General features: G+C 41.0%; 15 protein-coding genes and 1 pseudogene. 5 read left to right on the top strand and 11 right to left on the bottom strand.

All coding sequences use genetic code 11. The annotated features are described in order from the left end of the window. Window positions 1-128: 128 nt before the first annotated feature. The 7 genes from OFO12_RS03315 to aspS all read right to left on the bottom strand — a co-directional run bounded on the left by OFO12_RS03315 (window position 129) and on the right by aspS (window position 9,775). Window positions 129-5,297 carry an autotransporter outer membrane beta-barrel domain-containing protein gene (locus tag OFO12_RS03315; RefSeq protein ID WP_270869457.1) on the bottom strand — a complete coding sequence of 1,723 codons (5,169 nt, stop codon included), beginning with the start codon at window positions 5,295-5,297 and terminating at the stop codon, window positions 129-131. A 509-nt stretch (window positions 5,298-5,806) separates the two neighbouring features. Beyond that, a complete protein-coding gene (locus OFO12_RS03310) occupies window positions 5,807-6,190 on the bottom strand; it encodes a YgiW/YdeI family stress tolerance OB fold protein (RefSeq protein WP_270869456.1) in 384 nt (127 codons plus the stop codon). 60 nt (window positions 6,191-6,250) lie between these two features. Then, window positions 6,251-6,673: a Sua5 YciO YrdC YwlC family protein gene (locus tag OFO12_RS03305; RefSeq protein WP_270869455.1), complete on the bottom strand. Its 423-nt coding sequence runs from the start codon at window positions 6,671-6,673 to the stop codon at window positions 6,251-6,253. Between the two features lie 39 nt (window positions 6,674-6,712). Next, window positions 6,713-7,231, bottom strand: coding sequence for an inorganic diphosphatase (gene ppa, locus OFO12_RS03300; protein ID WP_270869454.1), 519 nt, complete (start codon window positions 7,229-7,231; stop codon window positions 6,713-6,715). A 29-nt stretch (window positions 7,232-7,260) separates the two neighbouring features. Further along, complete coding sequence (locus tag OFO12_RS03295) at window positions 7,261-7,425, bottom strand: hypothetical protein (protein WP_270869453.1); 165 nt, start codon at window positions 7,423-7,425, stop codon at window positions 7,261-7,263. A gap of 23 nt (window positions 7,426-7,448) precedes the next feature. Then, the gene (locus OFO12_RS03290) at window positions 7,449-8,024 is read right to left on the bottom strand and encodes an adenylate kinase (RefSeq protein WP_270858806.1); all 576 of its coding nucleotides are present in this window, start codon (window positions 8,022-8,024) and stop codon (window positions 7,449-7,451) included. Then, window positions 8,021-9,775 carry an aspartate--tRNA ligase gene (gene aspS / locus OFO12_RS03285; protein WP_270869452.1) on the bottom strand — a complete coding sequence of 585 codons (1,755 nt, stop codon included), beginning with the start codon at window positions 9,773-9,775 and terminating at the stop codon, window positions 8,021-8,023. Before aspS ends, OFO12_RS03290 begins: the two co-directional genes overlap by 4 nt. 86 nt (window positions 9,776-9,861) lie before the next feature. Between aspS and OFO12_RS03280 the strand changes: the two genes are divergently transcribed. The 5 genes from OFO12_RS03280 (at window position 9,862) to OFO12_RS03260 (ending at window position 14,984) form a co-directional block, all read left to right on the top strand. Continuing rightward, a complete protein-coding gene (locus tag OFO12_RS03280) occupies window positions 9,862-10,743 on the top strand; it encodes an NAD(+) kinase (RefSeq protein ID WP_270858804.1) in 882 nt (293 codons plus the stop codon). Beyond that, window positions 10,737-12,257, top strand: coding sequence for an AAA family ATPase (locus OFO12_RS03275; protein ID WP_270869451.1), 1,521 nt, complete (start codon window positions 10,737-10,739; stop codon window positions 12,255-12,257). The genes OFO12_RS03280 and OFO12_RS03275 overlap by 7 nt, the downstream gene beginning before the upstream one ends. Window positions 12,258-12,367: 110 nt before the next feature. After that, on the top strand, window positions 12,368-13,159 hold the full coding sequence (locus OFO12_RS03270; RefSeq protein ID WP_270858802.1) for a TatD family hydrolase: 792 nt from the start codon (window positions 12,368-12,370) through the stop codon (window positions 13,157-13,159). Next, window positions 13,159-14,211, top strand: coding sequence for a lytic transglycosylase domain-containing protein (locus OFO12_RS03265; protein ID WP_270869450.1), 1,053 nt, complete (start codon window positions 13,159-13,161; stop codon window positions 14,209-14,211). Before OFO12_RS03270 ends, OFO12_RS03265 begins: the two co-directional genes overlap by 1 nt. A gap of 14 nt (window positions 14,212-14,225) precedes the next feature. After that, complete coding sequence (locus OFO12_RS03260; RefSeq protein WP_270867974.1) at window positions 14,226-14,984, top strand: septal ring lytic transglycosylase RlpA family protein; 759 nt, start codon at window positions 14,226-14,228, stop codon at window positions 14,982-14,984. 170 nt (window positions 14,985-15,154) lie between these two features. On the opposite strand, the gene OFO12_RS03255 is transcribed toward OFO12_RS03260, so the two are convergent. From OFO12_RS03255 to OFO12_RS03240, 4 genes and pseudogenes are all read right to left on the bottom strand, one after another. Then, complete coding sequence (locus OFO12_RS03255) at window positions 15,155-16,390, bottom strand: multidrug effflux MFS transporter (protein WP_270869449.1); 1,236 nt, start codon at window positions 16,388-16,390, stop codon at window positions 15,155-15,157. Between the two features lie 462 nt (window positions 16,391-16,852). Continuing rightward, a pseudogene (locus OFO12_RS03250) lies at window positions 16,853-18,211 on the bottom strand (replicative DNA helicase); the annotation flags it as partial. A 59-nt stretch (window positions 18,212-18,270) separates the two neighbouring features. Continuing rightward, window positions 18,271-19,332 carry a flavodoxin-dependent (E)-4-hydroxy-3-methylbut-2-enyl-diphosphate synthase gene (gene ispG / locus OFO12_RS03245; RefSeq protein ID WP_270869447.1) on the bottom strand — a complete coding sequence of 354 codons (1,062 nt, stop codon included), beginning with the start codon at window positions 19,330-19,332 and terminating at the stop codon, window positions 18,271-18,273. A gap of 149 nt (window positions 19,333-19,481) precedes the next feature. After that, window positions 19,482-20,855 carry a hypothetical protein gene (locus OFO12_RS03240; protein ID WP_270869446.1) on the bottom strand — a complete coding sequence of 458 codons (1,374 nt, stop codon included), beginning with the start codon at window positions 20,853-20,855 and terminating at the stop codon, window positions 19,482-19,484. Window positions 20,856-21,050: the final 195 nt, after the last annotated feature.

Genomic DNA, 21,050 nt, shown 5'->3' with positions numbered 1-21,050 from the left:
AAAATGATAAAGATTTGTGAAATTTTGAGCTACGAGCCAAATTTTGGCAAATAAAAAGGGAATTTAGCAAATTTGCCAAATTCCCTTGCTGGCTAAATTTTATGAAATTTAACCATTAAATTTCAAATTTAAAACCTAAATGTCAATCCGACATTTCCGCTATATCCGCGCTCTTTGCCAGCATAACCTTTCGCGCCAATGTCAAATTTAAGCGCACCGCTGTCGTAAGTGTAGCCTACCTCAGCGATTCCGCTTGCACCTTTTAGGCTTGGGCTTGCGATACTTGCGCTTTGATTTAGCACGCTAACTCGCCCAGTAGCGTCGCCGTCAAATTCATGCTGATATGCTAGACCTGCATAAACTGCGCTAGTTTCGCTAAATTTCATAGTGTCTTTGACGCCAAATTTCACTTTATGCGAACTCATAGCGTCAAACGCCACATTTACGCCTTTTAGCGTGATTTCATCGCCCTCGGTATGAGAGTAGAAGTATTTGGCATAGATATCAAGGTCGTTTGAGGCACCTAGCGCAAAAACCTTGCCCACGCCAAAGTGCGCGCCATAATACGAGCTAGAAATTTCGTATTCGTCGTATAGACCCTTGTCGGCTTCGGTTTTTAGCTTGCCTACGCGAAGGCTTCCCTCGGTGTAGTATCCAGCCACGCTTTGGTATTTGGCAAACACGCCACCGCCTATTAGCTCGGTATCGCCCTTGCCTACTAAGCCGTTGTCTAGGTGAGTTTCAAAGCTTGCCCTGCCATACTCGATAAATGCACCAGTGGTCAAGTCTGCACCGCTTAGGCTGTGTGTGCCAGCTACGCCGACATTGACGCTAAATCCCTTGCTTTCGACATGCGAGCCTGTTTTGTATTTTTTGTCATTTCCGCTTGAAACGGCATAGACGACAGCATCGCTACCGCTCTCGCCACCATTTGCGGCCAAATTTACGATAGAATCCAAATTCGAACCCAGCATGCTACCGGCCTCGCCCACTGCGATTAGGCCTGCTAAATTTGTCTCTAATAGCTGTTTTGAGTTTTCATTAGCCTTAGCACCACCAGAACCTGAACCGCCTGTGCCTAAACCGCCAGTTGAGCCACCACCGCTATTATCAGGGTCGCCGTTAAATTTAAGGTCTAAATTCTTTTGGTTTGCATCAAGTTCTATATTTGCTTTGACATTAATCAAATTTCCTACATTTACATCAACTCCGCTTACATCGGTTGTGCTTGGAGCAGTAAGCTTTCCTGCTGTTTGGATTAGGTGTATTACGCCTGTTCCGCTTAAACCACTAGCATCAGCTAAAAACGCACTTACCTTTGTAGAGCTTAAATCAGTATTTCCTGTTGTGGTTAGTTTTAGAGCTGTGCTATCATATTTAACTGAATTTGATAGATAAAATTCTATTTCTTTTGCTTTTATATCATTTGCTGTGATTGTATTTAAATTTGAACCACTAAAAAAGCTTACCTTGTTTGCTTCTATATCTCCCGTTATAGTTGCTTTTGAATCGCCAAAAATAATGCTTCCGTTAGTTGATCTTAAACCGCCATTTAGTGTTAGATCTGCTTGATTTAGCACTATGTTATTTACGGTTAAGATGTCATTACCGGCAGTAATATCGCCTGATAAATTTAGGCTTTTTACACTTGTGCTACCATTTAGTGTAGAGTTAGTTATACTTACAACACTACTTGCGGCATTTATCTCTCCTACATTTTTAGCATTAGCTAGATTGATTGTAGTTTGTTTAGATAGATTTAGTTTTAAATCCCCATAGTCAGCGCCCTTTGTTAAATTTACGGTTATGCCGTCAGCTATACCTGCTTCGTTGTCGCCAAAAGTATCGCCTGTGATAGATTCGGTTGAGTCAGTCGTGCTAGTAATATACAAGTCTTTTTTGTCGCTACTTTGGAAAATTCCGCCTTTGGCGACATTATATTCAGTCTTTGAAATTACATTAAAGACATTGTCATAAGTCCGTGTGCCACTTAGCCATGTGCTATCTACGCTTATTTCGCCATAGCTTTTTAGCAAATAGTATTTATTTCCCGTGCCGTCAATGTATGAGCTAAGGTTATCTACGGTTATATTTGTTTTTGTAAGGTCGGTTTGTGGTGCATCAGATAATTTTAAAGCAACAAAATCATTTGCTAAACTATCTTTTAGATAGAAATTTAGATTTTCAAAGTTGTAGATATTTTTAGCACTTAGCGAATTTGCTAGTTTTTGGGTTGATGAGCCTATGTTTAGGGTGTTATTTTTACTTGCAGTAGAGCCATTTTCAAAACCCTTTATGGTAGCATGTGATAAATCTCCGCCTAGGAGTGTTACTGTATTATCACTTACTTCACCATTGCCCCAACTAGTACCACCATAAATACCGGTATGAATATAGCCATCATTTATGACAACTTCATTACCGCTAACTTTTCCTGCGGAATAAGATTTGCCGCCATAAACATCATCCATCTGTCCGCCGTTGATAAAGACTTTATTACCGCTAACTTTTCCTGTGGAAGATCTACCGCCATAGACATTGCTTAGCATTGCATCCCCACCGCCATTCATGATAACTTTATTACCGCTAGCTTCGCCGTCAGAACTATCGCCACCTACCATCTCTTCAAATGTTCCGCTATTGAAATTTATGGTATTACCGCTAACATTTTGACCAGTGCCTCCTATGCCACCATAAATTTCTTCTATCCCGCCTGAACCTAAATCTACATTTACGATATTTCCGCTAAATGAGTTAGCAAAAGTTCCCTCTGTGCCATTGCTATTAGTAGCGTCTGTGATAGTTTTTAGTTCGCTATTATCAAACCAACCTGTGATAGCAAATTCTTGCTCTTTTTCGTTGCCATTACTATCTACCATAGTGCGCGTGAATTTATCAGGTGCTGTGATATTAAAGATTTTATCCTTAGATTTCCAAGTCGCAGTCGGTGTCGGTGCTTTAAAATACAAATCCAAATTCTTCTTATCTTCTGCTAGTTTTACATAGCCTTTGACATCTAATAAACCTGCTATATTTACTTTTGTTTGCTCTGCGTCGTTGTTTGCAGGTGCAGTAAGTGTTCCAGCTGTTTGTATTAGATGAACTACGCTGTTAGCATTTAAATTTGAAGCACTATTTAGATACGCATTTACAGTTGTCTTACTTAAATCAGTCTCGCCTGTGTCAGATAGTTTTAAAGCGATTGCTTTATCAGCTATATCGCTTGGCAAGTAGAAATTTAGGTTATCAAAGTTGTAGATATTGTAAGCTTTTAGCGTTCTTCCTAGTGTGAGTGGATTTGACGGGTTTTTGCCTATGTTTAAAGTATTATTTGAGCTAGTGTTAGCACCTTTATGAGCATAGATAGAGCCTTGTATTTCACCGCCTGTGTAGTTTATGGTGTTGTTTTTGACAGTATAATCCTTTTGCCAATTTCCATGGTATGCACCATAGACATCTCCTTTTACGGTTCCGCCTTCGATAGTTACGGTATTGTTATCTATAACGCTACCACTTAGACCTGAGCCACCTATGACATCGCCCGTTACCGTTCCGCCTGATAGATATACATCGTTTTTCAACACATTAGATGATGCTGAACGCCCGCCGATGAGACTTCCTACTTCTCCGCTTTTCATCTCTATCACATTAAGAGATGAACTACCTTTTTCAGCGTATCCACCATAGATGGAAATATCGGAAAATTTTCCGCCGTTTATATTTGCTGTGTTTTCTTTGGTATTTCCACTATAACTATAACCGCCATAAATTCCTCCGCCTAGGTCAGATTTGCTACCGCCTGTGATATTTATCTTATTAATATAAGCGTCGTCGCTTAAAGCATATCCGCCATAAATATCAGTAACGCCAAAAAATATTCCATTTTTTAAATTTACAGTATTGTTTTTTATTAATTGACCACCATCTGCTTTGCCACCGTAAATATTTCTATGACCAAATGAGTCGCCCGTAAAATCAACATTTACGACATTTGAACCATAAGAAACGCTTCCGTCTGGCGCTGTTAGCTCTTCATTGTCAAAAGAGCCGTTTAGAGTAAATTCTTTATCCGTCTCATCTGCCATTTTGCGAGTGTATTTATTTTGCGCTATTATATTAAATATCTTATCCTTAGGAAGCACAACAGCATTGCCTGTGAAGCTTAAATCTAAGAATTTCTTATCAGTGCTTACGCCTATACTACCTACTATATTAAGTAAATTTGCTATATTGACCCACTTGTCGGCATTTTGGATGCTACCTGATTTTGGAGCAGTTAGTTCTCCTGTTGTTTTGATTAGGTGTATAGGGTAGTTAGCACTTAGATTTGTAGCATCGGTAAAATAAACTTCTACATTTGAATTACTTAAATCGGTCTTGCGAGTGTCTGTTAAAGTTAGAGCCACATCGTCTTTATTGATATTGCCACCTTTTAAAACAAACTGTATGTTTTCAAAATTATAGATATTTTTTGCTTTTAGCTTATTCATCGCTATCGCAGTAGTTTTATCAGAACCTAGATATAGAGTGTTGCCTGCTGTAAAATTTTGCCCGCTACCTGCTACTTTAACAAATGTTAGACCACTTGGGTCAAAGCCGCTGCCTACCATAGTGCTAATCGCATTAGGATCTATGCTAACGCCGACTCCGCCGTAAATATCTCCCTTAACTTCTCCGCCGTAGAAATACACACGATTTCCTGTGGCTGCTGTTTGAGCAGTCATACCGCCTATAACATCTTTTTCTACAATCCCGCTATTAATAAATACCCGATTGTTATTAGCAAATGCTAAACCAATACCGCCGATAGCATAATTTGTTGCATAATTTGTTGCGTCGCCATTAATGATAACTGTATTGCCGTTTGCATTGCCTGTAAATACGCAGTTATTATTAAAAGCACACGCAAAAGCATTTTCAACACCTGCGCTAAGTCCGCCTATGATACCGCCTTGAACTTGACCACTAGTTAGAGTAACCGTGTTATTACTAGCATCTTCTGGTAGATTTAAAGCTTCTAGCCTATACCCGCCAAAGATATAGTTATCAAACGAAACCAAACCAGACGAATTGTTTAAATTTATCCTTACATTGTTGCCGCTATGAGCTTTTAGCTCTTTATCACCAAATCTTTTTTCGATTTCTGTTTCAGGTCCCAAGTTATTAGTATAAACAATTTTATCTTTTGTATTGCTCCAAAAAATGTCATAATCATTTTCTGCACCAAGTGCTAAATTTGGCACCACGCTTGTTAAAGCGACAGCTGCCACAACGCTAAATTTGAGTGGATTTTTCATATTATCCCCTTTATTAAAAATGCTTTGAATTTGCTAAATCGGTAAAATTCGCCAAAATTTGGCAAAAAACTAAATTTTAAAAACCTGTGAATTTGTAAAATTTGAGATTTTTCACCTCCGATAAAAAATGGTTGTATTGTGAAATTTGTGATTAAATTTATTACTGGATTGTAAAATTTGGAAATTTGATAAAATTTGCGTTTTGCTGATACTTGCGAAGTAGCCCAAAGACAGGCTGTGGCTTTTAGTTCGCCCCCCCCCCGCAACGATTTGGTAGAAGTTTCATCATTTCCCTTAAAATATAAAATTTCAAGGCATTGTATTTAAATTTCATTAAATTTTGGCTTATTTTTTTAAATTTTGATTAAAGAATACGGCTAAATTTGGGAATTTTATCAAATTTAGCGAAATTCAAAAACGCTACCGCAAGCGAGGCAGTATTTCGGGCTTGCGGCAGCGTGGAATTTCAAGTAAATTTCGCAAAATTTTGCGCTAAATTTTACGCAAAATTATTTCACAGGCAAGACATCATCGACATCGATTTCTACGCCGACTAAATCCTTATCCACCTCGCCGACTATGCGGATTTTGGTATCAGGGCTCACGACTAGGCCGTTCCAGTCATCATCGTCGATATCGACGGTGATAGAGGCGCCACTTTTATCCACGAATAGATATTTATCGTCGTTATTTAGGCGTTTTTTGATATTTCCCACTAGGGTTACCTTCGTATCATCGCGCAAATCTTTCGCCTCTTTGACACTAACTACGCGGTATGATTTAGCGCCGTATTCGATGAACTCGCCCTTGCTGCTGCCATCGCCTCCGACAAAACCGCCCTTTGCGAAAGCAAATGCGCAAACTGCGCTAAGGATTAGAAATTTTTTTACCATAATTCGCTCCTTTTAAGAAATTTTTTGTGTGATTTTACAATATTTGAATTAAATCTAAATTTAACGAATTTTTTTAATTTTAAAATTTGAAATTTTATACATTTTCGAGGGGGCATGCTCGCTAAATTTTTCATCTACGATGATATCTGCAATATCACGCGCATACTCTTCGTCGAATTTCTCGCCGTGTAAATTCGCCGAGCTCGAATACATCGCGCCAAATTGTCGCAGAAATTTCGCATGCTCACAGCCTTGCACATAGCGAAGTGAAATTTGATTTGGGTAGATGAAGGTCGATTTTTTCGCCCTTCGCACGAGATTTTTAAATTTTTCTGGCACGCGCGCTAAGGTTTTTAGCTCGTTTAAATTCGCCGTGGTTAGCACGCAAGGAGTGTTTTTGGGGCGCATTTTCGCGCGGTTAATCTGCGTAAAGTCCTTGCTTAAAAATCCGGCTGTGGTGTCTGTCTGGGCTAGGTAAATCATAGCGGAAGTGAAATTTCGCCCGAAATTTGGGCGAAATTATTATTTGTAGTTTGCGATTGCGCGAGATAGGATTGCCTCAGCCTTGCTAGCGTCCTCGAAATCCTTGACTTTCACCCATTTGCCCGGCTCTAATGCCTTGTAAGTTTCAAAGAAATTTTTGATTCTATCAAGCGTGATTTTTGGCAAATCGTTTAGCGATTTGATATTGTCATATCTAGGGTCGATTTTGCTAACCGGCACGGCTAGGAGTTTTTCATCCATTCCGCTCTCATCTTCCATAACCAAAACGCCGATTAAGCGGCATGGGATAACTGAGCCTGCTTGAAGTGGGTATTCATTTAGCACCAAAATGTCCGCTGGATCGCCGTCATCTGCTAATGTATTTGGCACGAAGCCGTAGTTTGCAGGGTAAAACATCGCCGAATACATTACGCGATCGACACACACTGCACCGCTTTCTTTGTCGATTTCATATTTGATATTTGAGCCGTAAGGGATTTCGATTACAGCGTTGATTTTATCAGGGTTTGAACCTACTTTGATTTTAGAAATATCCATTTTTTATCCTTTTTATTAAATTTGTAAATTTACCACGCATTTATGGAAAATCCCGTGAAAACTCCGCCGCCACCGCTGTTTCCTGCCACGCTCACGGATTTTTTGGCTTCGCAACCAGCGCAAAAAACCAAAACAGCAAAAACAGCGCAAATTCTAAGGCAAAATTTCATGCCAAATTTGGGGCTAAATTTCACAGGAATTCCCTAAATTTCACTCATTAGCCGATGATTTTTTTCGCGATTATATCGTTGATATCTTCGACGATTTCTTCGATTGTGCGTTCGCCATCAACTGAGTAAAAAATCTCTTTTTTGCCGTAAAATTCGCGGATTGCGCCGATTGGCTCGTTGAAGACTTTCATGCGGTTATAAAAGACTTGCTCGTTATCATCAGCTCCCCTTGCACGACCCAAAACGCGCTCTTTGGCTGTGTTTTCGCTAACTGCAACTTCGATTACTGCGCTAAGCTCGATCTCATCGTCGCTTTTTAAAACTTCGTCGAGTTTTGTCATTTGCTCCACGCTTCTTGGGTAGCCATCGATGATGATAAAATCTTTTGGCGAGCTTTTAATCGCAGAAGTTATCGTGCCTACAACCACTTCAAGCGGGACTAAATTTCCAGCTGAGATAAAGCTGTCGATTGTTTTGCCTAGTTCGCTACCGCTTGCTACCTCTGCGCGAAGCAAATCGCCAGTAGAGTAGTGAGCGATACTCTCGTTGTTTTGCGCGATCAAGCTAGCGTCTGTGGTTTTGCCGCTGCCCGGTGCGCCGATGATTAAAAATAGATTTTTCATTTTTTATCCTTTAAATTTATTCTAAGTCCTAATTCTTGGAGCTGTTCGCTACTAACCTCGCTTGGAGCCTTTGTCATAGGGCATTGCGCTCTTTGAGTTTTAGGGAAGGCGATGACATCTCTAATGCTGCTTGATTTGGTTACTAGCATCATAAGTCTATCAAAACCAATCGCGATACCGCCGTGTGGTGGCGCACCAAAGCTAAGCGCGTCAAGCAAGAAGCCAAATTTTTCTCTTTGCTCGTCTGGCTCGATTTTAAGTAGTTTGAAAACCTTTTCTTGGATATCGGCTTTGTGGATTCTGATACTTCCGCCACCAAGCTCGACGCCGTTTAGCACGACATCGTAAGCGATAGAGGTGATTTCTTCCATATCTGGCTCATCGACATTGTTTGGCATAGTAAATGGGTGGTGCATAGCCGAGTAGCTTCCGTCGTCGTTTTGCTCGAACATTGGGAAATTTACAACCCACAAAAATTCGAGTTTGTTCTCGTCGATAATGCCAAGCTCGTTTGCAAGGAAAAGTCTAAATCTACCCATATAATCAAGCACGATTTTTTTCTTTCCAGCGCCGAAAAATACGACATCGCCGACTTTTAGGTTACAGCGTTTGACTAGCTTGGCCACATCTGCTTCATCGAAAAATTTAACCAAAGGTCCTTTAAGGCCATCTTCTTTGACTTGGATAAATGCTAGGCCTTGTGCGCCAAATTTACGCACATATTCTTCAAATCTTTGCATTTGGCGTTTGCTAAATTTCAAATCTCCACCCTCGACAACAAGGGCTTTTACGCGGTTTTTCTTAGTCTCTTTTGCAATATTAGCGAAAATTTCATTGTTTGAACGCGCGAAAATATCAGCCACATCGATAAATGGCATACCAAAGCGAAGATCTGGTTTATCGCTACCGTAATTCTCCATAGCGTCTTTATACTCCATTACGCGAAATGGCGTAGGAATATCGTGTCCGCAAGAGGCAAAAATATCTTTTAAAAATGTCTCAGCGACCTTCATTACATCGTTTTGATTGCAAAAGCTCATCTCGACATCTATTTGGGTAAATTCTGGCTGACGATCTGCGCGCAAATCCTCATCGCGGAAGCATTTTGCCACTTGGAAATATCTATCAAATCCAGAGCACATTAAAAGCTGTTTAAAAAGCTGTGGGCTTTGCGGAAGCGCATAAAAGCTACCCGGATAAACGCGACTAGGCACCAAATAATCCCTCGCACCCTCTGGCGTAGCGCGAGTTAGCACAGGGGTTTCAACCTCGACAAAACCAAGTCTATCAAGCGCATTTCGTGCTGCAATGGCCGCTTTTGAACGCATTGCAAAGCGCTCAAATTTATCGCTCGTCCTTAAATCCAAAAATCTGTATTTTAGGCGAATTTCCTCATTTACGCTCTCATCTCCGATGACAAATGGTAGCGCACGGCTCGGATTTTCGATGATTAGCTCATCGACTACGATTTCAATCTCTCCGGTTTTTAAATTTGGATTTTCCAAACCCTCGCCTCTGGCGCGCACTTTTCCGTTTGCGCGCAAAACATATTCGTTTCTGACATCGTTTGCTATTTCGTAAGCGCTTTTGCTATCTTTTGGATCGCATACTAGCTGTAAAAGTCCGCTTCTATCGCGCAAATCGATGAAAATAACGCCACCATGGTCGCGGTATGAATTCACCCAACCACAAACGCTAACATTTTCGCCGATATTTGCTTTGCTTAGATCGGTGCAATAATGACTTCGCAATGTGTTCTCCTTAAAAAAAATAATTAAAACCAATGATTATAGTTAAATTTTGCTTTTACAAAGCTAATTTTTTATAAAATCGCGCCATGGAAAATTTAATCGCATTACAAAAAAATTTAAAATTTGTCGGAATCATCGCCAAAACAGAGGCGGGAATTTTGCCTATTATGGAGGAAATTTCTAAAATTTTGCGCTTGGGGGGCATTGAAATTTTATGCGAAAAAACCTGCGCACAGTATTTTGGCAAAACTGGATTTAGCATAGATGAGATTTTATCTCGCACCAAAGTTTTAATCAGCCTTGGAGGGGACGGCACGCTAATTGGCGTAGCTAGAAGCGTGCTAAAAAAAGGCGCATATATAATAGGTGTAAATGCTGGCACGCTAGGCTTTCTAACAGACATTAAAAATAGCGAATTTAACGCATTTTGGCGCGAATTTATGGCTGGGAAATTTAGGCTAGATAAGCTACCAGTTTTGAGCGTAAGCTTGGAGCGCAAAAACGGCGAGAAGCTCGAAATCAGCGCATTTAACGATATGGTTATCACGCGCTCTCATATCTCGTCAATGGCGAAAATCGACGCGTTTTTGGACGATACGCACTTCAACACATACTATGGAGACGGCGTCATAATCAGCTCGCCAGCGGGCTCGACAGCGTATAATATGAGCGCAAATGGTGCGATAATCTACCCGCTTTGCGAAGTTTTCGCTATAACGCCGATTTGCTCACACAGCCTGACCCAACGCCCGCTAATTTTGCCAAAAAGATACAAACTAGGCTTCAAAAATAGCGGAAATTCCGAGCTTTGCGTAGTCATCGACGGGCAAAATTTTTACAATATGGACGAATTCAAAAGCGTGGAAGTAAAAATTTCAAAACACAAATCCCAAATAATCCGCGCTAGCTCATACGATTATTTCGCGGTTTTGAAGGAAAAATTGCGCTGGGGACATGCTGGATGTTAGAGAGAGTGTATATCAAAAATCACCTTAGCTTCAACGAAATCGAGCTAAATTTCGCCCCAGGACTAAGTGTATTTACCGGTGTGAGCGGTGCTGGAAAATCTGTGCTAATGAACGCTATTTTGGCTGTGTTTGGGCTAAAAGAGGCAGAAGCAAAGATCATAGAAGCTGACATTAGCCACGAATTTGGGCTTGATGAGTTTGGCATAGAAAACGAAACGCCGAATAATTTCCGCATTTTGCGGGATAAATCCGTGCGGTATTTCATAAACTCGCAACTAATTTCAAAGAAAAATTTAACCAAAATCGCGGGCGAATATGTGAAATTTCTAGGCGCAAAAAATGCCGATGAGATAAACTCTGCCTCGCTTTTGGAGTTGCTTGATTTTATGATTTGCAAAAATGATAGCACTCATGGCGCAAATTTGGCGAATTTTAGGGCTAAATTTAGCGAATTTTTAAGAGTGCAAAAAGAGCTTAGAAAAATCGAAGAAGAAGAAAACAAAATCGAAGAACTTAAAGAATTTGCCAAATTTGAAATCGAAAAAATCGAGCAAATTTCGCCTAAAATCGGCGAATACGAAGAGCTTTTAGTAGTCAAAAAAAAGCTTAGCAAAAAGGATAAAATCGAAGAACTTTGGGCGAGAGCCGAAGGGATTTTCGAATTTGAGCGAAGTGTGATAGAAGTGCTAAATCTAAGCGAAATGGATAGCGCATTTTTCGAGGACGCGATGAACGAACTGCGCGTAAAAATGGAAAGCTTAAACCTAGACGAACTAGGTGAAATCGATATCGAGGCAGTATTAAACAGGCTAGAAGCGCTTTCAGGCTTAAACAAACGCTACGGCGACATTGCCGGCGCGCTTGACACGCTTGAAAGGCGAAGGGCAGAGCTTGCGCACTACGAACAAATCAGCTTCGAAAAAAGGGATTTAAACGCGAAATTTGACGCGCTAAATTTGGAAATTTCAAATTTAGCTACTCTTATCAGCGCAAAACGAAAAGCAAGTAAAAACGCGCTAGAAAGCCTGATAAATCGCTATTTGGACGATTTGTATATGCCTAGCGTGAGGCTGGATTTTTCAGAGCAGAGCTTGGAAGCAAACGGCAGCGACGAAGTGCGCGTAATGCTAAATAATACCGAATTTAAAAATTTAAGCTCAGGTGAGACAAACCGCCTGCGCCTCGCCTTCATCGGGGCAAATTTGGAGATTACAAACCAAGGAAGCGGGATTTTAATCCTCGATGAGATTGATTCGAATTTGAGCGGAAAAGAGGCGATGAGTATCGCAACCGTGCTAGAAAAAATCTCGAAATACTACCAAATTTTCGCTATCTCGCACCAGCCACAACTCAGCTCCAAAGCTCACTCGCACTTTTTAATCACCAAAAATGGCGAAATTTCGAGCGTAAAACTGCTAAATGAAAGCGAAAAAATCACAGAACTAGCCAGAATGATTAGCGGAGAGACGATAAGCAAGGAAGCATTAGAATTCGCCAAAAAACTAAAAAATTAGCTAAATTTAAGCAAAAAATGAAACTGATTTGGTATATTTAATCTTTGTTTAATTTTAATTTGGCTATTTTGGCGTAAAATGTTTTGTTTATAAATTTTTAAGTGAGTTTTATGATTATTGATACACATTGCCATTTAGACGATAGTAGCTATTTTAGCGACCTTGACGCCGTAGTTCAAAGAGCAAGTGAGCACGATGTCGGCACTATCGTCATCCCTGGTGCTAGTATGTCGGATTTAGCGCGCGCTAGGGAGATTTCTCACACTTATACAAATGTATTCTTCGCTGTGGGCGTGCATCCTTATGAAATAGATGAATTTGACATTAATACGCTAAAAGAGTTCGCAAACGACTCAAAATGCGTGGGTGTGGGCGAGTGCGGTTTGGATTATTACCGCTTAAATGGTCTTAGCGACGAGGAAAAATCTAGCGAAAAAGCACGCCAAAAAGAGATTTTTTTGGCACAAATTGAGCTTGCCAAAGAGCTAAATTTACCACTAATCGTGCATATTAGAGATGCAAACGAAGACGCTTATCAAATTTTAAAAACTCATGCAAACGGGCTAAATGGTGGTGTTTTGCACTGCTACAATGCAAGCCCACTACTCGCAAATTTAAGCGAATTTGGATTTTATTTTGGAATCGGCGGTGTTTTGACATTTAAAAACGCAAAAAATTTAGTCGAAATTTTACCAAAACTTCCACTTGATAAAATCGTCGTAGAAACAGACGCGCCATATCTTACCCCGCACCCTCACAGAGGCGAGCGCAACGAGCCAGCCTTCACGAGCCTTGTCGTGGATAAGATAGCCGAAATTTTGGATAAAGATGTAGAATTGATTAAAAGTATCACTACGCAAAATGCTTACAGACTTTTTGCAAATCAAATTAAAGGAGATTAATGAGAGTCATTAAAATCATTTTTTTGATGCTAATTTTCGCAGGTTTTGCGCACGCTAGCCAGTCAAAAATTTCACGGGTAAATCACGACTACATTATGAACGAATTTGGCATAGAAAACAACCTTTCAAGCCAAAAAGTCGTCGCTGACATTTACCGCTCTATCGATTCTTCGGATAAAAAATTATTCAAAGACATCATCACTTCACAAGCTCACAATGCATTTTTGGTAAAAACCGAAATCGAAAGCATTGAAGCGCCTGAGTTTTTGCTCTACCTTGCTATGGTAGAATCTCACCTCAAAAACACCGTTACTTCGCACGCCAAAGCAGGCGGTATGTGGCAACTCATGCCTACAACTGCCAAAAATTTCGGCCTGCGCATAGATACGCATGTAGATGAGCGCAGAGATCCCGCAGCCTCGACGGACGCCGCGTTTTCGTATATTTTGCATTTAAGACAAAATTTCGGCAAATGGTACACTGCTCTAATGGCGTATAATTGTGGCGAAGGCTGTATGAACAGAGCCATAAAAGCGGCTGGAAACGATGATTTAGGCACCCTACTTTCTAGCAATGCAGTGCCAAAAGAGACCAAAAATTTCATCAAACGCATTATCAAATTCGCCTACATCGCCCAAAGCGATAGTATGCAAAAGGTGCTAAGATTCGAAAACGAGCCGTGGGCGCTAAAACGCATTGCCGTAGCCCCAGGCACGAAGCTAAGCGCGATCGCCAAACAAATCGGCATTTCGCAAACCCAAATGAATAGCTACAATGCACACATTACAAACGGCGTATCGCCTAGCAACGGCAAGTATTTTTTCTATATCCCAGAGAGCAAATATACAGAATTTGTCCTAAGCAGAGGCGATTTTCAGGCGTATGAACCAAACCTTATCAAAAATCGTCCAAAGCTAAGTTTTGCGAAATTTAAGCCTCAGCACGAACACATCGTCAAGGTCGAACAGATCGAAAAAACCACTCCGACATTTGCCTCTAAAACTGACGAAAAAATCCGCACAGTCGCAATGGCGTTTGATCTCAAATTTTAAATTCGGAGTAAATTTTGCATTTTAAAAAATCAATAATTTTTAGCGCGCTTGTCGCGCTAATTTTTGCTGGGTGTTTTTCATCACACAGAAATTATCCGTCATCTAGTTCAGGCTCAAAAGCCCCTAAAATCGGCAAAAACTCGCCTGCAACCATGCGCCCTTACAAAATAAATGGCAAAACCTACTACCCCGAGCAGGTCAGTATCGGCGATACACAAAGTGGCATTGCTAGCTGGTATGGGCCTGGCTTTAACGGCAAAAAGACAAGCAATGGCGAGATTTACGATATGAACGCCATGACTGCCGCACACAAAACCTACCCGATGAACACCATGGTCAAGGTCACCAACCGCGACACTGGCGCAAGTGCGACCGTGCGCATAAACGACCGCGGACCATTTGTGAGCGGGCGCGTAATCGACCTTAGCAAAAGCGCAGCCAATAAAGTAGGCGTCTTCGCCAAAGGCACGGCTCCTGTGAAGCTCGAAGTCGTGGGATTTTATGGTCAAACTATCAAAAAAGGCGCGCCAAATGCGACGATTGTGGGCGGAAATTTTATGGTGCAAATCGGAGCGTTTAGAAACCAATCTGGCGCAGCACGCTTCACGCGAGAAAACGACGCTCTGCACGGATATCCTAGCGTAATGCGCGAGTTCGACCTTGACGGCGCACCAATTTATAGGGTATTTTTAAGCGGATTTAAAAGCGAGAGCGAGGCGCGCGATTTCATCGCCAGTGGCTCACTTCAAAACGCATTTTTCGTGCGCGAGTAAAATTTATGGCTAAATTTAGGCGAAATTTCGCCTAAATTTGGTTAAATTTATCCAAATTTTTGATTTCATTTTTTCACACGCTAACGCAATTTTGAAACACTGGCTCAAAAGGAAAAGAAATTTTGGCGCAGTGTTTTGGCAAAATTTCATAAAATTTAAATTCTGCGAATTTAGCCAAATTTGCGCTTTAAATTTTTAGTGAATTTTTTATTTGCGCACAGATAGACGCCGTATCCTAGGAAAATGCAAATCGCCATTACCACAGCCAGCGAAAATGGGTGATTTGCGCCGGCAGCTCCCACGATTGCGGCGATTAGCCCAGCTACCGCCATTTGCACCGCGCCTAGCACGGCTGAGGCAGAGCCTGATTTGCCCTTAAAGCGCGCCATGGCAAGCACCACGGCATTTGGGATTATGAGACCTTTCATACCCAGCGTGAAAAAAAGACAAACCTCAAACGCCCAAAATCCAAGCCCCAAAAGCCCGCACCCAAGCAAGCACAAAGCCCCCACAATCATCGCTAAAAAGGCAAATTGCAAAATCACAAAAGGCGATATTTTTTGCACGATTTTGGCGTTTATCGCCGAAAAAATCGTCATTGACAGCGCATTTACACCAAAAATCAGCCCAAATTCCTTGCTGCTTAGCCCAAAATGCTCCTTAAAAACAAACGCAGAGCCCGTGATATAGGCAAACATCGCCGCCATTGTAAGTGCAGAGGAAAGCGTAAAAATGAAAAATTTGCGGTTTTGCAAAATTCTAGCGTAGTTTATAAAAACGGGTTTGAAGCCAAGTTTTAGGCTCTTGTCGATAATCGCGCTCTCCCTAAGCCCTAAAAATATCATCCAAAACAAAATTATTCCAAGCACAAAAAGCGTGCCAAATATCAACTTCCACCCGCCAAAATCTAGTATAAATGCCCCAAATGTGGGCGCTAGCATAGGTGCTATGGAGCCTACTATCATCATCAGCGCCAAAATCGATGCGCCCTGGGCGGTGTCAAATTTATCATTTATCACAGCGCGCGCAATCACCACGCCAGCGCACCCGCCAAGGGCTTGAACAAATCTAAAAAATATAAAAGCGTAGATATTTTGGGTATTAGCGCATAAAATACTCGCCACGATAAATAGCGCAACGCCCGCTAGCAAGGGCTTTCTGCGACCATAAATGTCGCTTAGCGGCCCATATATTAGCTGACCTAGCGCAAATGCCACAAAAAACGCGCTGATTGAGAGCTGAGTGTAAAATTCGCTCGTCTCAAAGCTGGTTTGGACATTTTTGAGCGCTGGCAGATACATATCCGTAGAAAGTGGCGCCACAGCCGACATATAGGCCAAAACTATGATTAAATATGGTTTTGCGATTTTGGGCGAATTTAAAAATTCGCCGATTTTTTCAAACATCAAATTCCTTAAATTTCAAAATTTAGCTAAATTTTGCCCCTAAATATCCACAGGGTTTTCATCATTTTCGCTCGCATTTTCATCGCCAAAAAGCTCTTCGCCTTGACTTTGGTTTTGCGTATATGTGCCCTGTTTTAGGACATTTGCCATATTTGTATCAGGGATTGCGAAGCTTTCGATATCTACGCTTTGGCTTGGCACATCTACACTTTGCATAATCTCATCTGCACCAGTTTCGATAAATTCCCCGCTCTCGCTTTCTTGCGCAAAATTTGGCGCAGTATCTCCCACGCCCTGAGACGCAAAATTTGGCGCAAATTCCGGCGCAGTATTTTGCGCACCTACCCCATTTTCTAGCGAAATTTCGCCCACCATTGGCATTGCTTCGGCAAAATCCGGCGTCATATCAGGCGTCATTTCAAACTCGCTACTCTCCATTGGCGCACCACCGAAGCTCACCAAATCCACAAAACGCGTATAAGGCCCCTGAAATGCGACCTCTATCGTGCGCCCTGCTTCGCCTGAGCGGTTTTTACCGATGATGATTTCGGCCTTTTCTTCTAGCTCATTTCGCTTAAATTCCTCGATTTCGCTCGGATCCTTGCCCGCCATTTCCAGCGCAGCTCTTTTCTCGCGATACGCCCTTTCTTTATAGACCTCATCACGATAAACAAAAAGTATAATATCCGCGTCCTGCTCGATTGCCCCACTCTCGCGCAAATCCGCCATTTGCGGGCGTTTATCCGATCTAAGCTCCACGCCACGGTTAAGCTGTGAAAGCGCGATAATCGGTATATTTAGCTCGCGCGCAAGCAGCTTTAATCCGCGCGAAATTTCGGCGATTTGCAAATGCCTTTCGCTAAAATTACTAGTGCTTGTCATAAGCCCTATATAATCCACCACACAAAGCTCGATATTTTCGTGCGCGGCTTTGAGTTTGCGCATTTGGGTGCGCACCTGCTGGATATTGACATGACCACTATCATAGACGAAAAGTGGCAAATCCATCATACGCTCACACTCGGCATTAAACCTGCTCCAATCATCATCGCTTAGCGTCGCGCTTAAAATCGAATTTAGTGGCACAGAGCTTCCGATACTTAGCATTCTATACATAATCTGCACGGCTGGCATTTCCAGCGAGAAAAACACCACGCCCTTGCCCTTTTCGAGCGTTTTTAGCATGGAGTTTAGCACGAAGGCTGTCTTTCCCATACCTGGGCGCGCAGCGATGATGATAAGCTCGCCCGGTTTGTAGCCTTTGGTGAATTTATTAAGATATGTAAAGCCCGTGTCAAGCCCCACTAGCTCGGAGCCTGCTTGCTCTTTTTGTTTGCGTAGCTCGCTGACGACTTCAGTGATGATTTCGGGGCTGGTTTTGACACCGCCGTGCTTTTCCTCGTCGATTAGTTTGTAGATTTCTGCGCTGATTTTATCGGCGGCTTCTTTGGCTTTTTGGGTTTCATTTACGATAGTAGGCGTTCTGTGCGCGATAGAATTTAGCCCGCGTTTTATGGATTTTTCTTTTAGCTCGTTTGCGTATTTTCGCGCGTCGATTAGTCCGCTCGTGGCTAAAATTTCGGCGAAAATTTGCTCGTTATACCTGCCTTCTAGCCATTTTTTGATAAAACTAGGCGCGATAGGCTCATCATGCGCCACGCATTTCGCGATAGCCTCATAAACATCAGCGTGTGGCTTGAAATAAAAGTCCCCCACGCCAATCATATCGCCGATTTCGCTGTATGCCTCGTCGTCTTGTATGAGTGCGCTTAAAATCGCTCTTTCCATATCCAAATCATATAAATTTGCAGCTACTTCCATAAATTTGCCTTGATTAAATTTGATTAAATTTGATTAAATTTCATTAAATTTGCCAAAATTTAGCGCTCTTCGTAGCGCTTCACTTCGTCCTCTACTTCGCTTAAAAATCTCTCCACTAACTCGCTCTCTTTTAGCTTTGCTACTATTTCGCCATGGCGAATCACTAGCCCGTTTCCCTTGCCAAAGGCGATTGCGACATCTGCGCCTTTGGCTTCGCCAAGCGCATTTACCACGCAGCCCATGACTGAGATATTTAAAGGTGCTTTTATGTGTTTTGTTCGCTCTTCTACGATTTTAATCGCACTTACTAAATCGCTCTGCAAACGCCCACAAGTAGGACATGAGATAATATTTATGCCACTTTTTTGCACTCCGGCGTCTTGGAGTATGGCTTTGGCGACTTTGATTTCTTCTTCGAGTTCGCCCGTGATCGAAACTCTCATCGTATCGCCGATACCTTCTAATAAAAGCGTTCCGAGTGCGATTGCGCTTTTTATCGTCGCGTGGAAGGTCGTCCCGGCTTCGGTAACGCCTAAGTGAAACGGATACTCGCAAAGCGGACGAAGTGTGCGGTAGGCTTCAACCGTGCGAGGCACATCGGAGCTTTTTAGAGAGATTGCAATGTCGGCAAAATCGAAGTCTTCGAGCAATTTGAAATTATAAAGCGCACTCTGGATCATACCTTGCGGGGTTCTGCCAAATTTGGCTTCAAACTGCTCTTCGAGTGAGCCCGAATTTACGCCTATGCGAATCGGCAAATTTCGCTCTTTACACGCTTTTACGACTTCTTTTATGCGCTCACTTCCGCCGATATTGCCCGGATTTATGCGAATCGCATCGACGAATTGGGCGACTTCCAACGCCAAGCGATAGTTAAAATGAATATCCGCGACTATCGGCAAAGGCGAGTTTTTCTTTATCTCTGCCAAAGCTTTTGCGTCGTCGTGATCCAGCACAGCACATCGCACCAAATCAGCCCCCGCAAAATAAAGGCGGTTGATTTGCGCAAGTGTGCCATTTATATCTTTTGTCTTTGAAAATGTCATCGACTGCACCGAAATCGGCGCGTCCCCACCGATAGCAACAGAGCCCACTTTTATCTGTTTTGTTTTGTATCTCATCACTAAATTTACCTTAAAAATTTTAAAAAATTTGCATTTTTGGATTTTACCAAAATGCGGTTTAAATTTTGATTTCTATAAAGAGTTTTGTCAAACAAAGCGAATTTAACATTATAGGGCGACCATCATTTGTCACCCTACGACGCTTTTTAATATCCACCTAAATTTGAATAATCTTGTATGGTTTTATATTGTTGACAACTATAACCATCACCTTTACTACAATCTCTTTGTAGTAAGGCAAGAGCTTTTTTGCGATATTGCATAGCCTGTGGCTTGTTAAGAGCTCTTCCCTTTACATAATTAGAAGGTCCAACATCTTTAATTTTATTATCTGTAAAAACGCTAAAAGGAGTGCTATTTTCCCAACACTCCATTTTATACCCATATTCATAACGACAAGTTTTGCCTCTATCTTTTTTTTCACGAACTCTGCGATATGTTTTTTCTTTATAATAAAAACCTTCCGCTTTTAAACAAGATTGCGCATAACCATAATTGCAACCTTTTTTTATATAATTTTCAGAAATTGAAATATCGGAATCAAAATAAGCGATTCCTATAAGAAAACAAGCCTTGCCATTTTTTGAATTGCAAGCTGATTGACAAATACCTTTAATATCAGAAGGACTTTTTGCCGTAAATGGAGTATAAGAATTAACTATGCCTACAAGCTGTTTGCCAGCGGCTTTACCACCCAATAAATTTCCAATTAAATTAGCCATTTCGCTAGTTTCTTTGGCAGCAACAGCACCTGCAACGCTGGTTTCATTTAAAGCCAAACATTGATTATCAGCCTCCATTACTCTTTGTTCTTCCGCTCTTTTTTGTAGAGCTAATCTTTCTTGTTCAGCTTTTTTAATATTTTCTTGTTCCATTTTTTTAAGCTTAGCAATTAATTTCTGTTCTAGTTGCTGATTGTATTTTAAAAAGTAATCTTTTCTTTGTAAAAAAGTTTTTTGTTTTTTGCATAAATTTTTATCTAAATTCTCATTTTCACAACCTTTTAACCAATAATTTGTGATAATTTCCTCCATTTTTTTACTTTTTTCTCCATCATTATAGCCAGCCAATAGCTTAGTCCTATCCATAAATAAAGCAGCCATTAAGCACTCAGTTCCAAACAAGTCACACTCGGTTTGCAATGTTAGTGCTTTGTATGGAATATCTTCTTCGTAAAACGCTTTGTTAAAAGTATTCCTTCTGACATCTATCATCGCATTCAGTCTTGCTAAACAATCTTTTTGACTTTCACTATCTGTTAAAGCTCTACATTTATCTATCTGAGCCAAATAAACATCTATATTTTCACGAACACCATTAAAACACTCTCTTTGAATTTCAGGCGTAGGACTTGTTTTACACTGCTGAATTATCTCTGCTTTTCTTACTGCTGAATTTTCATGACTTTTAGCATTAGTAGCGCTTGATTGAAAAAAATTTACACTAGCACAAGAACTTAAAAATAGACTAAAAAAAGCAATAAAGAAAATTTTTAAGCCAAAGAAAAATTTTATTTTCATAAACTTCACCTTTTGATTTTAAAATAAAATAAGTATTATATTCTTTTTTTTACAAAATTTTGTCTTAAATGACAAAATTAAGGATACACTTTATCAATTAAAGTATTTTTTGATACTGTTTTTGATATCGTTATTTATAAAAAAATACCAAGATATAAATTTCTTGGGTCAAGTAAAGCAAAAGCATAATAAAAA

The sequence above is a fragment of the Campylobacter sp. JMF_04 NA10 genome (genome assembly GCF_027737655.1).
Classification (GTDB): domain Bacteria; phylum Campylobacterota; class Campylobacteria; order Campylobacterales; family Campylobacteraceae; genus Campylobacter_B.
Note: the sequence above shows the minus strand (reverse complement) of the source record. Positions and strands in the feature narration are given on the sequence as shown.